Below are 15,365 nucleotides of genomic sequence, written 5' to 3' on the forward strand. Positions count from 1 at the left end.
ATGGATCAACAAGTAGAGAACGACCAGGCCATCACCCGCAGCAGCCTTTACGGCACGGCGGCGGAGAGCACCTATGCCGGCATCACCAGCTTTTCCCGCCGGCGTTACAGCCGCGATCTGCAAGGCGTTGATGTGGTGGTCAGCGGCGTGCCGTTCGACACTGCCACCAGCAACCGCCCGGGCGCGCGTTTCGGGCCGCGCGGGATTCGCAACGCCTCGGTGCAATCGGCCTGGGAACGGCACTGGCCATGGGAGTTCGACCCCTTCGACCATCTGGCGGTGATCGATTACGGCGACTGTGCCTTCGATTACGGCACGCCCCAGGCCACGCCCGAGGTGATCGAAGCCCATGCCGAGCATATTCTCTCGGCCGGCTGCGCCATGCTGACCCTGGGCGGCGACCATTTCATCACCTATCCGCTGCTCAAGGCCCATGCGCGCAAACATGGTCCGCTGTCGCTGATCCACTTCGATGCCCACAGCGACACCTGGCACGATGACAATGACCAGCGCATCGACCACGGCACCATGTTCTACCATGCTGCGAAACAGGGGCTGGTCGACCCTTCGCGTTCGGTGCAGATCGGCCTGCGCACCACCAATGACGACGATCAGGGCTTTGCCATCCTCGACGCGCGCCAGGTGCACCGGCGCGGTTGCCAGGAGATTATCGAAGCCATACGCCAGCGCGTCGGCAACAACCCGGTCTACCTGACCTTCGACATCGACTGCCTGGACCCGGCCTATGCGCCCGGCACCGGCACCCCGGTGTGCGGCGGCCTGACCACGGTGCAGGCGCTGGAGATCATCGGTGGCCTGCGTGGCATCAATCTGGTGGGCATGGACGTGGTGGAAGTGGCGCCGGCCTACGATCACGCCGACATCACCTCACTGGCGGCAGCGACCCTGGCGATGGAAATGCTGTGCTTGTACGCGGCTCGGCATAAACTCTAGCGAGGTCGTTCAGACACAACACGCTTCATCTCTGCGCGACTGTCCGGGTTCCGATCGAACCTGCTTCGCCCGAGGCGTTCCAAACGCCAGGGGACTCGACATCGCGTATGAGGTGATCGTTGTGAAGCGCTCTTTGCAAGGCCTGGCCACGCTGCTGCTGGGCGTCCTGTTGATCAACCCGCTGCAGCTGTTGGCGGCGGGTACGACCACCCCTTACAACAGCCCCATCCGCAATGCCAATCCCAATAGCCGTCAGGGCAGCGTATCGCCCATGCCGCCCGTGCGTGGGCCTTCGACCGTGCCCATTGTCAGGCAGCCGACCGTGGAAAACCGGGGCGTCGGCAATGGCGACAACCTGCGCCGTGAACAGTCGACACCCCCGTCGAACACCCCGCGTTCGCAGCATCAGACCGATGACCGGACTCAATAAGCGCTCGTCGCCAGCACCGAGAAGGAGCCTTCCATGCCTTGCCGAAACCTGCTGATGACGATGTGCGCCTTTGCCCTTGGCACCCTTCTGGCGCTGGCTGCCGTCGCGGGAACCTATCGCAGCTACCCGAGTGAGCGCGGCCAGGTCAGCGTCGAGACGGTCGCCCAGGGCCTGCGGCACCCCTGGGCCCTGGCGTTTCTGCCGGACGGCCAGGGCATGCTGGTGACCGAGCGTCCCGGCAATCTGCGGGTGGTCGCCTTCGACGGCAAGATCGGCGCGCCCATCAGCGGGGTGCCGGCGGTCTGGGCCAAAGGGCAGGGCGGTTTGCTCGATGTGGCGCTCTCGCCGCAATTCAAGCAGGACCGTATGGTTTACCTGTCCTATGCCGAAGGCGGTGGTCAGGACGATAGCGCGGGTACGGCAGTCGGGCGCGGGCGTTTGTCCGGCGACCTGACCCAGCTGCAGGATTTCAAGGTGATCTTTCGCCAGGCACCCAAGCTGTCGGTGGGTTTTCACTTCGGCTCGCGGCTGGTCTTCGACCGCGACGGTTACCTGTTCATTGCCCTGGGCGAAAACAATCAGCGCAAGGCCGCCCAGGACCTGGACAAAACCCAGGGCAAGGTGCTGCGCATCTACCCCGATGGCAAGGTGCCCGATGACAATCCCTTTGTCGGCCAGGCAGGCGTGCGCCCGGAAATCTGGTCCTACGGCCATCGCAACCAGCAAGGCGCCGCCCTCAACCCCTGGACCGGCCAGCTCTGGACCAATGAACACGGCCCCCGTGGCGGCGACGAGATCAATATCATCCAACGTGGCAAGAACTATGGCTGGCCGCTGGCAACCAACGGCATCAATTATTCCGGCGCGCCAATTCCCGAAGCCAGGGGCAAATCCGTCGAGGGCGCGCTGGACCCACACCATGTCTGGGAAAAATCGCCGGCCATCAGCGGCATGGCGTTCTACGACAGCGGCCGTTTCAAGGCCTGGAAACATGATCTGTTCATCGGCGCACTGGCCTCCCAGGAGTTGATTCGCCTGCAACTGGAGGGTGACCGGGTCGTTCATGAGGAGCGTTTGCTGGGCGAGCTCAACTCGCGCATCCGCGATGTGCGCCTGGGCCCCGACGGCTATCTGTACGTGCTGACCGACGAGGACAACGGGGTCTTGTTCAAGGTTGGCCTGGAGCAGGTCGACTCGGGTCAGGCCACGCTGCTGACCTCGAACTGACCGACCAGCTTCTGCAGCTTGTTGGCATTGATCCGCACCCGTTCGGCGCTGCTTTGCAGCACCACCACAGTCTGGCGCATGTCACCGCAGGACTGGTCGACCTGTTTGATGGTCTGGCCGCAGTCCAGGCTCTTCTCGTTGAGCTGCTGGATGATGCCGAACAGGTTGTCGACCGCCTGGTGCAACTGCAGGTTTTCCGAGGAGGCGCTTTCGGCCAGGCGCAGGCTGTTGTCGACATCCTCAACGCCCCCTTCCATGAACGCCACTGCCTTGCGGGTCTCGCCCTGCAGTCCCTCGATCATTTCTCGAATGTGTTGGGCAGCGCTGGCGGTGCGGGTCGCCAGGGTGCGCACTTCATCGGCGACCACGGCGAAGCCACGGCCATGCTCGCCGGCGCGCGCCGCTTCGATGGCCGCGTTGAGCGCCAGCAGGTTGGTCTGGTTGGTAATGTCGGTGATCAGGCCGGTAAAGGTGCCGATTTCCACCATGCGCTGGTCCAGTTGCTGCACGCTGGCGGCCGAGCGGGCGACCACATCGCGAATCGACTGGGTGCCGGTCTGCACCGCCTCGAACTGCTCGCGGGCACGCAGCACCACCTCGTCCATGGCCTTTTTCATGTCTTCGGCGGTCAGCGAGGCCTGCTGGATTTCGCCCAGCTGGCCTTCGACGATGATCATCATGCGATGAATCGCGTCGGCGACTTCGCCCGACGTGGCGCTGGCGGCCTGGCTGCGGCCGAGCATGGTCTCGTTGGTCTGGCCGACCGTATGGGAAGCGCTGATGACCTGGCCGACCACGGCATCGAGGTTGTCGATGAAACTGTTGATCCAGCGGCCCATGTCGCCGGTTTCATCATTGGCCATGGTGGCGGTGTCCAGACGCTGGCGCAGGTTGCCTTCGCCTTCGGCAATGGCGCGCACCACCTCGGTCATGTCGTTCAGGCGCGTGGCCAGGCGCCTGGGCCCCAGGGCCGAGAACAGCAGCGCCGCCAACAACATGCTCACGCCCTGCACCCCATCGACCCACAGCTGTTCCAGACCACTGAAGCGTTGCACCAGCACATTGCAGGCGAACAAGCCGACCATGGTCGCCAGGTAAGGCTTCATCAGACCGTGGCTGAGGGAGCGACGGCGGTAGACTTCTTCCAGGTCCGCTTCGCACATCATGCCCCAGCGGTCGGGCGAACCGGGCAGCTGGAAGGTCACGCCCTTGCCGATCACCGGAATATGCCGGTAGTCGGCATACCCGGGGTAGGTGACGAACAGGTTCGAGCCGGTGCGGATGGTTTCGCGCACGCCGGGGTGCAGTTGCCCGGTTGCCGGGTCGATGAAGCGCAGCTCCAGTTCCGTGTGGCGGTTGATCCGCACGCTGCCCCAGGCGGTGTGTACGCCGCTCTTGAGGTTTTCGCCGTGGGTAAAGGTGTTGTCCTCGAACCGCGAGCGCGACAAGGCGATACCCGGGGCAATGGTCGAATCGAAATGGGCGCGCACCATGAACAGGTAGTTGTCACCGGATTCGGGGTAGATGTGCCCGGCTTCACGCTGGATCAAGTCGCCGAGCACGTCATTGGGCACCCGCGCGCAGAGGCAGCCCAGCACTTTGCCGGCGTGTTTGAGCGGCTGGTAGAACACCAGCGTGACTTCGTCGTGAAAGCGCGAGGTCGTAGGGCCGATCTGCAAGGTCAACGGGTCGCTGTAGGGGCCGTGCAGAAAGGGTTGCTTCAAGCCTTCGGCCAATGCGCGGGGGTTCAGGTCGCGGGCGTTGCAATGGCCGGCAAAGCTCGAGGCGATGATCTGGCCATCGGCCCTGACCACCAGCAACTCGCTGATGTCCGTGGTCTGGCCCAGCTTTTCATTGAGCAGGGCGTTGTCCAGATGGGCGAAATCCTGGGCCAGGCTCGCGGCCAGTTCAGCCAGATTCTCCCAGTGGTCCCGGGCCCAGTCGTGCAGTAATTTGACCCGGGTTTCGGCGATGGCCTCGAAAGTCTTCTCGATGATCGGATAAGCTGACTGGTTCAGACGGCAGGCCCAGCCCATGGCCAGCTTGCCGGTTTTGCCAAACCAGGGCAGCCAGCGACGTTCACTGGCACCCAGCTGCATCGATTCGCTTCGCAGGGACATGGACCTTCCTTAATGCTGACTGCAGGGATAATGGCCTTTAGCAATTACCAAGCCAGCTAACGACTCTGTCTGGCGCTTGATCGATTTGAGGATTTTTCCAGCCCCATGCCCAGCGCTACCTTTGACTCGCCACTGGCCGCTTACCGGCACGCCATCGACCAGCGCGGGTTCGCCGCCGATGACGCCCAATGGCACGCCGTGCAGGCCTTGCAGCAGTGCTTTGAAGCCTTGCGCAGCGGCGGGCGCGCCAGCGGGGTGTACCTCTGGGGGCCGGTGGGGCGCGGCAAGACCTGGCTGATGGACCAGTTCCACCAATGCTTGCAGGTACCGGCACGGCGCCAGCATTTCCATCACTTCATGAGCTGGGTGCACCAGCGCCTGTTCCAGCTCACCGGTACCAGCGATCCCTTGCAGGCCCTGGCCCGGCAGCTGAGCGAGGAGATCCGCGTGCTCTGCTTCGACGAGTTCTTCGTCAGCGACATTGGCGACGCGATCATTCTCGGGCGCCTGCTGGAGGTCATGTTCGAGGCCGGTGTGGTGGTGGTCGCCACCTCCAACCAGCCGCCGCGGCAGCTCTACAGCGAAGGTTTCAACCGCCAGCGCTTCGTCCCGGCGATTGCCGCGATCGAGCGCTGCATGCAGGTGGTGAGCGTGGCCGGCGAGCAGGACCACCGTTTGCACCCGGGCGTGGGGGTGCAGCGCTATTGGGTGAGTGCCGACGGTCAGCCCAGCCAGTTGCCCCAGGTCTTTGGACAGCTGAGCGGCAATGCCCCCTCGCAGTGCGATTCACTGGCAGTAGGCCATCGTTGCCTCAATGTGGTGCGGGCCAGCGACAAGGTGCTGTGGTGCCGCTATGCCGATCTGTGCGAAGCGCCGCTGGCGGCCATGGACTTCATGGCCTTGTGCGATCGCTTCACGGCCATCCTGCTCGGCGAGGTGCCGGACCTCAGTGCACAGCAGCGTGCGGCGAAAATTGCACGGGGCACCGAAGATGGTGTGGAGCGGGTGGAGGCCGGGGACCGTGAGCTGCCCGAGCTGTCGGTACATGATGACAGCGTGCGGCGCTTCATCGCCCTGGTCGATGAATGTTACGACCGCAAGGTGCCGTTGTACCTAGAAGCGCAAGTTCCGCTCGAAGCACTCTACACTCAAGGGTATCTGTCATTTCCGTTCAGGCGTACGCTGAGCCGGTTACGGGAAATGCAATTGCAACGGTTTTGCTGAGGACACCGCCGTGGCCAATCAACTGTCGCATTATCTGCTGAGCATGGCCTACAACAATGCCTGGGCCAATCATCGTTTGTACAAAGCTTGCCTGCAGCTGAGCCAGGACGAATTCGTCGAACCCAGGTGCAGCTTTTTTCCATCGATCAAGCTCACCCTCAATCATATTCTGATTGTCGACTGGCTGTACCTGCAGGCCCTGGAAAGCGAGCAGGCCGGCGAGGCGCCAGAGCCATTCGTCGACCCTGAAGAACAATTCGACGACTGCGAGCAACTGCAGCGCGAGCAGGCCCAGGCCGACCACCGCCTGATCGCCTACTGCTCCTCGCTGCACGATGAGAACCTCAACCGCTACGTCAGCATCGTGCGCCCGGACCGGGTGCAGCGCGAACAGCGTCTGCGCCTGCTCGGGCATCTGTTCGAGCATCAGATCCACCACCGCGGGCAGGTGCACGCGATGCTGTGCGATACCGGGGTCAAGCCGCCCCAGCTCGATGAGTTCTTCTGCGAGGACGACGCCAGACGGCGCGCCGACGACTTTGCCGAACTGGGCTGGAGCGAAGCCCAGATCTGGAACAGGAGTTAGAAAGCGCTCCAATTGAGCGTCAACAACGCCAACACGGCATAGCGCGCGCCCTTGGCCAGGCCAACGATGAGTACGAAGCGCCAGAAGGGTTCGCGCATCACGCCGGCGATGAGGGTCAGCGGGTCGCCAATGATCGGCACCCAGCTCAGCAGCAGCGACCAGTGGCCGTAACGCTGGTAACTGCGCTGGGCCTTTTCCAGCTGCTGCGGCTTCATCGGGAACCAGCGCCGGTCGCGCAGGTGTTCGATGGAGCGTCCCAGCAGCCAGTTGACGATCGAACCCAGCAGATTACCGGCGGTTGCGATCAACAGCAGCCAGCCCACGGCGGACGGTGTTCTGATCAAAAGCCCGACGAGTACGGCTTCCGATTGCAGGGGCAGCAGCGTCGCCGCCCCGAACGCCGCGAGGAACAGGCTCCCATAACTCAGCATCAATGAGGGTCGAGCCTCATTTGGCGGGGTACTCGGCCACCACTACATCAGTGTCACCCTTCGTCAGTCCGATCACCTGATAGGCATCCTGGCGTCCGTCGACTTCCATCCCCGGCGAACCCATCGGCATGCCCGGCACGGCCAGCCCGCGCAGGTCGTCACGGGCGGCCAGCGCCTTGACCTGGTCGGCCGGTACATGGCCTTCGACGAACTTGCCGTTGATCTTCCCGGTATGGCACGACGCCAGTCGCGGCGCGACGCCCAGGTCCTGCTTGACCTGGCTCATGTTCGGTTCGACATGGTCCTGGACGGTAAAACCATTTTCCTGCAGGTGTTTGATCCAGGCCTTGCAGCAGCCACAGTTGGGATCGCGGTAGACGTCGATGTTCAGCGATTCGGCCGCCTGGGCCAGGGAACTGGTCGCCAGCAGTGCCAGCAATGCGAGGCGCCGCAGCGGGTGGGATTGCAGCATGGATGATTCTCCTGTGTGGGCAACCGTGCAGGGTAGCAGCGGCGGCTGTCGGCAAGCTGAGGGAAGTATTACAAAATTGTAAGGTGCATCGACCACTGGTCGTCGCTGTGAACCTCCTACCACAGGAATAGTCCAACTCACGCTGATCCGATTGGTCTGGGGGACTTATGTTGATAAAAAAGAAAATCCTGGTAGCGCTGACCGCATGCACGATGGCTTTCACAGCTGTTTCCATGCTGACCAGTGTGTCTTTCATCGCTTCTGCTGAAGCGAAGGAGGGTGGTGGTCACGGCGGCGGCGGAGCTGGTGGTAACGGCGGTGGCAATGGTGGTGGTCATGGTGGCGGCGCTGGCAACGGTGCCGGCCATGGTGCCGACCATGGTGGCGGCATCGGCGGCGGGATTGGCGGCGGTGCCGGGCATAAAGGTGACAAGGCCAATGAGGGCCACGGCAAGGGCCTGAGCGATGCACACGAAAGCCGGTCTGTCAGGGACCACGGAGTGAGCGGCCATCATTACGGTAATGACCGTAACAGTGACAAGGGGCGTGGCACGACGACTTCCGCAATTGCCCACTCCAGGGACACTCGTGGGTTGGCCAAGGCAACGGCGATCGCTGGTAGCAAGCCGGGCACGCACAATTCGAAGGGTCTGAGCCACGCCGGTGTATCGTCGTCCAAAAACGATCACTGATGCAGGGCATGAGTGCCTGAGCGATCCTCAGGCACTCGAAACCGCAGGCCGTCAGGCACCTACTGCGCCGTCGGTGTCGCACTCATGTTCTGCTGGCGCTGGATTTCCTTGTGCTTCATGGCCAGGTATTCGCTGCGCTCGAGCTCATGCAGCTGCCGAGGATAACGCTCGATACCGGCATACCAGTCGCTCAATCGCTTTTCCAGCTGCTGCGACTCAGGTTTTGACAATGCGCCGAGGTAAGCTTCGAGCGCCAGGTAATAACGCATGGAATTGCGCTCCACCACCCCACGCATGCCTTTGATATAGACAGGCTGACCATCGGCCGCCTGGCCAACGATGCTGAAACCCACCTTGTTGCGGCCGCTCGTCGCCAGATAGCTCTGCATGGCCATGCGCGCGGCCATGCCGTAGTCGTACGAATAGGACAAATGCAGGAAACTGCGCTGCGCATCGAGCCCCAGCACTTCCAGCTCGATACGGTAATGACTGGTTCCGAGCGGTCCCTGCGGGGCGCTCAGCATGATGCGCAGGTAGTCGGGTGTGGCCACGACGACCTGATACAAGAAGTCGAATCTATAGGTATCGCTCAGCGACTCGTCCGACTTGCGCCCGATATCGACGCTCAAGGTGTGCTCGGCCTCGGAAGAGGCGCGACAGTTCTTTACGTTCAGATGCAGGATCAGGATATCGCACCATTGGTCAATGCCCTGCAACGCCGAGCTGACGACAGCATAGGGTTGCTCGGTCAGCGCATAGATGTCGCCTGTCAGGTTGTTTTGCGCTTCACGCGACTCGAGGTAAAGCGGGCGTTGAAACGGATTGTTGGTCAACTGTTCCTGCAGCGCGACATAACGTGCCTTGAGAGTCTGGGCATCTTGAGCATACCCCAGGGGTATACAAGCCAGGATCGAGAGCAGCAGCCATCGAAGCCATGTGAAACGGCTCATATGTCCAGCCAAGGGTGCTTGATGCGTCACAGCCTCTCCTCAGAGGCGCTCGAGCCGGCCTCTTACTTCAGGGGACTGCCCGAGCAGGGTTTCGTTCCAAAGGTCCTTCCGGCAGCGCACCAACATGCGCTAGCCTTCAATCCCATCACCACACGGAGGCCAGAGTACTGTCCATGGAAAAAGTCATCGTCATCACCGGCGCCAGCCGCGGCATCGGCGCCGCCACTGCGCTGCTCGCCGCCCGCGAGGGTTATCGCATCTGCATCAACTACCAGGCCGACGAACAGGCGGCGCACCGCGTGCTCGACCAGGTGCGCGAACTGGGGGCGCAAGCCATTACCGTACGCGCCGACGTCAGTGTCGAAGACGAAGTGACCTACCTGTTCAACCGCGTTGACGCCGAGCTCGGCCGGGTGACGGCACTGGTCAACAACGCCGGCACCGTGGGGCAGAAATCCCGGGTCGATGAAATGTCCGAATTCCGCCTGCTGAAAATCATGAAGACCAATGTGGTGGGGCCGATCCTGTGCGCCAAGCATGCGGTCCAGCGCATGTCGACGCAGCATGGCGGGCAGGGCGGCAGTATCGTCAATGTTTCTTCGGTGGCGGCCCGGCTGGGTTCGCCGGCCGAGTACGTCGACTACGCCGCTTCCAAGGGTGCGCTGGATACCTTCACGGTCGGACTTTCCAGGGAAGTGGCGGGCGAAGGCATCCGCGTCAACGCGGTGCGGCCGGGGTACATCTACACCGATTTCCACGCCCTGAGCGGCGATGCCGACCGGGTCAGCAAGCTGGAGTCGGGTATTCCCATGGGCCGGGGCGGGCAGGCCAGTGAAGTGGCGGAGGCGATCATCTGGTTGCTGTCGGACAAGGCTTCGTATTCGACCGGGACGTTCATTGATCTGGGCGGCGGCCGCTGATCTGACCCCTCGTTCCCACGCTCCGCGTGGGAACGCCTCTCCTGACGCTCCGCGTCGCGACGCAGAGCGTCTGTCACTGCATTCCTTTGCTGCGCGTGGGAACGAGAAATAATTCAACCGAATACAGTTACTAAATCTCAACCCATAAAAATACTCCCACATCCTCAAAGGTGTCTACCTGTCTGCTCTATCAGCTATTGCTTACACCGATTGTTGGTAGTCTAGGGCTGTTGTCTAATATTTTTATGGTGGGGCTGGTTATGATGCATAAAGATCAAATGGATGTTGATCACCTTGGAGGTGATGACAGAGAAATTCTTCTGTATGTTGGTGATGTGTTTGATGTTGTTGCGGATGACCCGGTGGACTTTTTTTTGGTTACTTGCAAGCTAGGGGATTATTCCGACAGTCTAGCCAATGAAGTTGTTTACGGGCTGTATCGGCGCAATATTTCGGTGGCTGAGCTTGCACGCCGGCCCGCAATGGATTTTCGTCCGTTTTTGCCATGCTGGATCTCGCAACCCATTCCTGATGAACTGAATATTGGTTTTAGAAGGTTGGTAGTGTTTGAACCAGAAGATACACGGGAGGATGCAGCGGAGCAGGCTTGGAAAGCGTATCAGGCGTTGCGTTTGTTCAGCGGCGCAGACGCTTCGAAAACGCTGGCCGTCCACGTTGCGGAAAGTAAGGAATGGGTTTCGATTTTGCTCAGGATGAATTTTTTTGCTGCGGCCAGCCTTGGCGCTAGAGTCCCATGGCGTGCGACTAAATTGATAGCGCAAAATAGAGTAGAGGAAACAGTAGTTGACGAATTTGCGCTATTGAAAGAGCGGTATATAAGGCCGCCGGTAGGTTTTGATAGTGAGCTTAACGCGGTGGTCGACTCAATCGCTAGTGAGTGCGCCATTCCTTCTGTCTCTGTCGATATTGCTCGGGCTGCGCAAGAACTCAACCTGACAGAGCGGCAGTATAGGGCTATTCAGGGTTATACCCTTTCGGACTACACGCCATTGAACACCGTGTTGCGTAGTTGTAAGGTGACTGACCCCCGCTATGCGTTAAATCACGCGGCAATTGAGGCAATTAATACAGGATTGTCTCTATTGGGAAATTACAGTGATGAAGAGCCGGTTCATCGTGCTCTCAATTGGTTTGAGGGTATTGAGGAACGGTATAGCGATGGTGAAATTTCCCGAGAGCTTTCTTTTACAAGTACCACCATAGTGTCCTTCGGTGGGGGTGGGCCTGGTGAATACAGGCTCGCAATACAAAGTAGTATAGGGAAGTACATTGCGCCTATTTCGGTGTTTCCGGGAGAAGAGGAAGTGCTTTTTGAGAGTGATATGTGGCACTTGGTTACAGATAAGGAGGTTGAGACCATAGGTGAGAAGGAAATCACGACATATCGGTCTGCACAAGTTTTGTATAACTCAACCAATATTGATTCCTTGCATCTCTGAGGCTTGCCATCGTGAAAAAATTACCGCCCCTTCCAGACAAAGCTTTGGGCTATGTGCTTCAGTACGCCCCTTCGGCGGCCACCCTGAGGCAGTTCGGCGAAAAGAGTCCTCAATGGAATGATAAGATATATATTTTTCTGAGGGTGTTGTACGCCACTAACTTCATGTCACCCTTCAACTGGATGCAAGAGTTTTCCGGCAACAACCGTGCAGTGATGCAGGATGCGTCATTGCTTGACACCGCAGACGCCGAAACGGTGCGCAAGCTTTTGATTGCGCATGTGAGAGCAGACCGATTTTGCGAGGGGCACTTAAATGCCATTATTCGCGATGGCTATCTGGAGCGTGCGCTCAATCGACTTCGAGCGTTGAATGTATCCCCTTGAAGTCGGGCCTTATCGCGGGCAAGCCAGCTCCTGCAAGGGGTACGCGGTGCCTTTGCCCCCTCGTTCCCACGCTCCGCGTGGGAATGCCTCTCCTGACGCTCCGCGTCGCGACGCGGAGCGTCTGTCACTGCATTCCCACGCAGAGCGCGGGAACGAGAAAAGGCGGTCGCAAACCCTCAAAACGACCGCACGATCCGCCCCAACGTCTCCATCGCCTTCTCCGACTGCTCCGTCCACGGGCTACCGTAATTCAACCGAATACAGTTACGAAACCGCTGGGTCGGCGAAAAGATCGGCCCCGGCGCGATGCTGATACCCTGGGCCAATGCCATCTGGAACAATTTCAACGAATCCATCTGTTCCGGCAGTTCCAGCCACAGAAAATAGCCGCCGGCCGGTTGGCTGACCCGCGTCTGCGCCGGGAAGTGGCGGGCGATGGCCGCCAGCATGGCGCTTTGCTGTTCTTCCAGGGCATAGCGCAACTTGCGCAGGTGACGGTCGTAGCCGCCATGCTGCAGGTAGTCGGCTATGGCCGCCTGGGCCGGCATGGAGGCGCACAGCGAGGTCATCAATTTGAGCCGTTCGATTTTCTGCGCATAGCGCCCGGCAGCCACCCAGCCGATGCGGTAGCCCGGCGCCAGGCTCTTGGCAAAGGAGCCGCAATGCATCACCAGCCCTTCGGTGTCGAAGGCCTTGGCCGGTTTCGGTGCTTGCTGGGCGTAGTAAAGCTCGGCATAGACGTCGTCTTCGATCAACGGTACCTGGTGCTGGCGCAACAACTCCACCAGCTGCTGCTTCCTGGCTTCGGGCATGCTCGCGCCCACCGGGTTCTGGAAATTGGTCATGCACCAGACCGCCTTGATCGGGTGCCGCTCCAGGGTTTGCGCCAGTACATTCAGGTCGATGCCTTCGCGCGGGTGCACGGGGATTTCCACGGCCTTGAGCTTCAGCCGTTCCAGCACCTGCAGGCAGGCATAGAAGGCCGGTGCTTCGATGGCCACCAGGTCGCCCGGCTCTGTGACCGCCTGCAGGCACAGGTTCAAGGCTTCGAGCGCGCCGTTGGTGATCAGCAGCTCTTCCATGGGCAGCATCAGCCCGCCGACCATGTAGCGCAGGGCGATCTGCCGGCGCAATTGCGGGTTGCCCGGGGACAGGTCGGTGACCACCATGCGCGGGTCCATCTCGCGGCTGGCGCTGGCCAGCGAGCGGGCCAGGCGCTGCAGCGGGAACAGGCTCGGGCTGGGGAAGGCCGAACCGAAGGGTACGGTCTGCGGGTCCTTGATCGAGTCGAGAATCGAAAACACCAACTCGCTGACATCCACCTCTGTGGACTCGTTGTCCTGATGGCTGATCTGCGGCTCGCTGAACTGCGTGGGCGTGTGCGCGTTGACGAAATATCCCGAGCGCGGCCGCGCCCGGATCAACCCACGCCGCTCCAGCAGGTAATAGGCCTGGAACACGGTCGAGGGGCTGACCCCGTGGGTCTGGCTGGCATACCGCACCGACGGCACGCGCTGGCCGGGGCCCAGCACCCCGGAGCGGATCAGCTCGGCGATATCATCGGCGAATTTCTCGTAACGTTTCATCATGGCTCGGTGCTTTCTGATTGCCTGGCAGTGTATGTGATCAGCGGTTCAATGGCGCGACAAAGCGGCTGTTGGCCAGGCTCACCACGTGTGGGTCATCGCTGTCGACGATCTCGAAGGTGATGGTCCGGGAGCTGCTGTCGGGACGGTCGGCCAGCATGGCCACCGACACCGGGAAGTCGCTGATCTCGCCAGCTGCCAGGTTGAACTCGGTCTTGCCATGCAACTCGAAGCCGTCGGCATCGACCAGGCGCAGGCGGTAGTCCTGGCGTTGCTGGGTCTTGTTGATGACTTTGAGGGTGTAGATGTTCTCGATCTGACCCAGATTGTTTTCCCGGAACAGGCCACGGTCCTTGCTGACGTCCAGGGACACCATCGCGCGCTGGTCCAGGGCGATTACCAAGGCTGCGATCATCACCAGCAACACGGCTGCATAGCCGAGCAGGCGCGGGCGCAGCAGGTGGGTTTTGCCACCTTCCACCTGGCGTTCGGACTTGTAGCCGATCAGGCCACGGGCATAGCCCATCTTGTCCATGATCGAGTCGCAGGCGTCGATGCAGGCCGCGCAACCGATGCATTCCATTTGCAGCCCGTCGCGAATGTCGATGCCGGTCGGGCAGACCTGCACGCACATCTGGCAGTCGATACAGTCGCCCAGGCCCTGGCTTGCCGGGGCCACGTCACGCTTGCGCGGGCCACGGTTCTCGCCACGGGTGTAGTCGTAGGTGACGGTCAGGGTGTCCTTGTCGAACATCACGCTCTGGAAGCGCGCATAGGGACACATGTGCATGCACACTGCTTCGCGCAGCCAGCCGGCGTTGATGTAGGTGGCGCCGGTGAAGAACAGCACCCAGAACAGGCTGACGCCACTCAACTGCAGGCTCAGCAGTTCACTGGTCAGCGGGCGAATCGGCGTGAAGTAGCCGACGAAGGTCAGGCCAGTGAGCAGGCTGATGGCCAGCCACAGGGTGTGCTTGGCCGAGCGCCGCATCAGCTTGTTCAGGCCCCAGGGTGCGGCATCGAGCTTGATGCGCTGGTTGCGCTCGCCTTCGGTGATCTTCTCGCACCACATGAAAATCCAGGTCCAACTGCTTTGCGGGCAGGTGTAGCCACACCAGACGCGCCCGGCGAACACCGTGATGGCGAACAGGCCGAAGGCGCAGATGATCAACAGTGCCGACAGCAGGATGAAATCCTGCGGCCAGAAGGTCGCGCCGAAAATGTGGAACTTGCTTTCGGCCAGGTCCCAGAGCACGGCCTGGCGACCGCCCCAGTTCAACCAGACGGTGCCGAAAAACAGGACAAACAGCAGTCCCGCGCCGCCTATGCGCAAGTTGCGGAACAAGCCGGTGAAGCTGCGGGTGTGGATCTGTCGGTCGCTAGTGGCGGGCTTCTTCTTGAAAGTGGAAGGCTCGGCTATTTCAACGATCTTGACGGGAATTCGTTCGCTCATGGTTCGTCGCTCATCAGCCTCTATCAGGCATGAGCACTATGGCGTCCCATCTGTTTGCATAACAGGCTCAGGTATTTGAATAAAAACCGTATCAGATGAGCCGGAAATCCTCGCAAAGCCTTAAATCACGGAGCCTGGCTCGGTCACCATCAAATGCCTGCGACCATCCACCGCACCCGCCACGGTGAGGGTGTCGGCTTCGTCTTCAGTGATGGGGACCTTGTAGCCGTCCACCCAGATAACCGACATTCGCAGGCCCTCATCGGTGGTGATGGTGAGGTCCTCTGCCGCAACATCGAAGCCCTGATCGCAAACTGTGAAAGTACAGCGCCGTGTTTCCTGATTGGTATGAACCGTCATGGCCATGCCCTCGGTTTTCAGGGGGAGTTAAACCTGTGACCTTTGCAGCGCAGGAGTGTCTGCATCGACTGATCAACGGTCATCGACGCACTTGCGCGCATCGCTGCGGTCCAC

At 60.8% G+C, this 15,365-nt stretch carries 16 protein-coding genes; 9 read left to right on the forward strand and 7 right to left on the reverse strand.

All coding sequences use genetic code 11. The annotated features are described in order from the left end of the window. The 3 genes from speB (at position 1) to F2S13_RS13655 (ending at position 2,611) form a co-directional block, all read left to right on the forward strand. Complete coding sequence (speB, locus tag F2S13_RS13645) at positions 1–954, forward strand: agmatinase (RefSeq protein WP_166361593.1); 954 nt, start codon at positions 1–3, stop codon at positions 952–954. A 133-nt stretch (positions 955–1,087) separates the two neighbouring features. Then, a complete protein-coding gene (locus F2S13_RS13650) occupies positions 1,088–1,384 on the forward strand; it encodes a hypothetical protein (protein WP_218583925.1) in 297 nt (98 codons plus the stop codon). A gap of 33 nt (positions 1,385–1,417) precedes the next feature. After that, positions 1,418–2,611, forward strand: coding sequence for a PQQ-dependent sugar dehydrogenase (locus F2S13_RS13655; RefSeq protein WP_166361597.1), 1,194 nt, complete (start codon positions 1,418–1,420; stop codon positions 2,609–2,611). Here the strand turns inward: F2S13_RS13655 and F2S13_RS13660 are convergent. Further along, positions 2,584–4,731, reverse strand: coding sequence for a methyl-accepting chemotaxis protein (locus F2S13_RS13660; protein WP_166361599.1), 2,148 nt, complete (start codon positions 4,729–4,731; stop codon positions 2,584–2,586). The two genes, F2S13_RS13655 and F2S13_RS13660, sit on opposite strands and share 28 nt — an antisense overlap. A gap of 105 nt (positions 4,732–4,836) precedes the next feature. On the opposite strand from F2S13_RS13660, the gene zapE reads away from it, so the two are divergent. Both zapE and F2S13_RS13670 read left to right on the forward strand, forming a co-directional pair. After that, positions 4,837–5,955, forward strand: coding sequence for a cell division protein ZapE (zapE, locus tag F2S13_RS13665; protein WP_166361601.1), 1,119 nt, complete (start codon positions 4,837–4,839; stop codon positions 5,953–5,955). Between the two features lie 43 nt (positions 5,956–5,998). Continuing rightward, complete coding sequence (locus F2S13_RS13670) at positions 5,999–6,541, forward strand: DinB family protein (protein WP_166361928.1); 543 nt, start codon at positions 5,999–6,001, stop codon at positions 6,539–6,541. On the opposite strand, the gene F2S13_RS13675 is transcribed toward F2S13_RS13670, so the two are convergent. Both F2S13_RS13675 and F2S13_RS13680 read right to left on the reverse strand, forming a co-directional pair. Then, entirely contained in the window at positions 6,538–6,972 is a 435-nt protein-coding gene (locus F2S13_RS13675) for a YqaA family protein (protein WP_166361603.1), read from the reverse strand. The genes F2S13_RS13670 and F2S13_RS13675 overlap by 4 nt on opposite strands. Positions 6,973–6,988: 16 nt before the next feature. Beyond that, the gene (locus F2S13_RS13680) at positions 6,989–7,444 is read right to left on the reverse strand and encodes a DUF411 domain-containing protein (protein ID WP_166361605.1); all 456 of its coding nucleotides are present in this window, start codon (positions 7,442–7,444) and stop codon (positions 6,989–6,991) included. Positions 7,445–7,677: 233 nt separating this feature from the next. On the opposite strand from F2S13_RS13680, the gene F2S13_RS13685 reads away from it, so the two are divergent. After that, positions 7,678–8,136, forward strand: coding sequence for a hypothetical protein (locus F2S13_RS13685; protein WP_343047448.1), 459 nt, complete (start codon positions 7,678–7,680; stop codon positions 8,134–8,136). Between the two features lie 59 nt (positions 8,137–8,195). Here the strand turns inward: F2S13_RS13685 and F2S13_RS13690 are convergent, their stop codons facing one another. Then, complete coding sequence (locus F2S13_RS13690; RefSeq protein WP_166361609.1) at positions 8,196–9,086, reverse strand: hypothetical protein; 891 nt, start codon at positions 9,084–9,086, stop codon at positions 8,196–8,198. A 173-nt stretch (positions 9,087–9,259) separates the two neighbouring features. Between F2S13_RS13690 and F2S13_RS13695 the strand changes: the two genes are divergently transcribed. From F2S13_RS13695 to F2S13_RS29630, 3 genes are all read left to right on the forward strand, one after another. After that, positions 9,260–10,006, forward strand: a complete 747-nt coding sequence (locus F2S13_RS13695) for an SDR family oxidoreductase (protein WP_166361611.1) — start codon at positions 9,260–9,262, stop codon at positions 10,004–10,006. Between the two features lie 260 nt (positions 10,007–10,266). Further along, positions 10,267–11,466 (forward strand): ADP-ribosyltransferase, encoded by a 1,200-nt coding sequence (locus tag F2S13_RS13700; protein WP_166361613.1) that lies wholly within the window; start codon positions 10,267–10,269, stop codon positions 11,464–11,466. Between the two features lie 11 nt (positions 11,467–11,477). After that, on the forward strand, positions 11,478–11,852 hold the full coding sequence (locus F2S13_RS29630; protein WP_166361615.1) for a DUF6508 domain-containing protein: 375 nt from the start codon (positions 11,478–11,480) through the stop codon (positions 11,850–11,852). 176 nt (positions 11,853–12,028) lie between these two features. Here F2S13_RS29630 and mapR read toward each other — a convergent pair whose 3' ends face one another. The 3 genes from mapR to F2S13_RS13720 all read right to left on the reverse strand — a co-directional run bounded on the left by mapR (position 12,029) and on the right by F2S13_RS13720 (position 15,251). Continuing rightward, positions 12,029–13,438 (reverse strand): GntR family transcriptional regulator MpaR, encoded by a 1,410-nt coding sequence (mapR, locus tag F2S13_RS13710; RefSeq protein WP_166361930.1) that lies wholly within the window; start codon positions 13,436–13,438, stop codon positions 12,029–12,031. Positions 13,439–13,478: 40 nt separating this feature from the next. Then, a complete protein-coding gene (ccoG, locus tag F2S13_RS13715; protein WP_166361617.1) occupies positions 13,479–14,891 on the reverse strand; it encodes a cytochrome c oxidase accessory protein CcoG in 1,413 nt (470 codons plus the stop codon). A 120-nt stretch (positions 14,892–15,011) separates the two neighbouring features. Continuing rightward, on the reverse strand, positions 15,012–15,251 hold the full coding sequence (locus tag F2S13_RS13720; RefSeq protein WP_166361619.1) for a DUF3203 family protein: 240 nt from the start codon (positions 15,249–15,251) through the stop codon (positions 15,012–15,014). Between the last annotated feature and the right edge of the window lie 114 nt (positions 15,252–15,365).

The organism is Pseudomonas akapageensis, assembly GCF_011355085.1.
GTDB lineage: Bacteria > Pseudomonadota > Gammaproteobacteria > Pseudomonadales > Pseudomonadaceae > Aquipseudomonas > Aquipseudomonas akapageensis.

Bases quoted from the DNA above. Each gene is read 5' to 3' on its own strand.
- F2S13_RS13695 (WP_166361611.1), top strand. From the start codon at position 9,260: ATGGAAAAAGTCATCGTCATCACCGGCGCCAGCCGCGGCATCGGCGCC.
- F2S13_RS13655 (WP_166361597.1), top strand. From the start codon at position 1,418: ATGCCTTGCCGAAACCTGCTGATGACGATGTGCGCCTTTGCCCTTGGC.
- F2S13_RS13720 (WP_166361619.1), bottom strand. From the start codon at position 15,251: ATGACGGTTCATACCAATCAGGAAACACGGCGCTGTACTTTCACAGTT.
- F2S13_RS13660 (WP_166361599.1), bottom strand. From the start codon at position 4,731: ATGTCCCTGCGAAGCGAATCGATGCAGCTGGGTGCCAGTGAACGTCGC.
- zapE (WP_166361601.1), top strand. From the start codon at position 4,837: ATGCCCAGCGCTACCTTTGACTCGCCACTGGCCGCTTACCGGCACGCC.
- F2S13_RS13670 (WP_166361928.1), top strand. From the start codon at position 5,999: ATGGCCTACAACAATGCCTGGGCCAATCATCGTTTGTACAAAGCTTGC.
- F2S13_RS13685 (WP_343047448.1), top strand. From the start codon at position 7,678: ATGCTGACCAGTGTGTCTTTCATCGCTTCTGCTGAAGCGAAGGAGGGT.
- speB (WP_166361593.1), top strand. From the start codon at position 1: ATGGATCAACAAGTAGAGAACGACCAGGCCATCACCCGCAGCAGCCTT.
- F2S13_RS13680 (WP_166361605.1), bottom strand. From the start codon at position 7,444: ATGCTGCAATCCCACCCGCTGCGGCGCCTCGCATTGCTGGCACTGCTG.
- F2S13_RS13690 (WP_166361609.1), bottom strand. From the start codon at position 9,086: ATGAGCCGTTTCACATGGCTTCGATGGCTGCTGCTCTCGATCCTGGCT.
- ccoG (WP_166361617.1), bottom strand. From the start codon at position 14,891: ATGAGCGAACGAATTCCCGTCAAGATCGTTGAAATAGCCGAGCCTTCC.
- F2S13_RS13700 (WP_166361613.1), top strand. From the start codon at position 10,267: ATGATGCATAAAGATCAAATGGATGTTGATCACCTTGGAGGTGATGAC.
- mapR (WP_166361930.1), bottom strand. From the start codon at position 13,438: ATGAAACGTTACGAGAAATTCGCCGATGATATCGCCGAGCTGATCCGC.
- F2S13_RS13675 (WP_166361603.1), bottom strand. From the start codon at position 6,972: ATGCTGAGTTATGGGAGCCTGTTCCTCGCGGCGTTCGGGGCGGCGACG.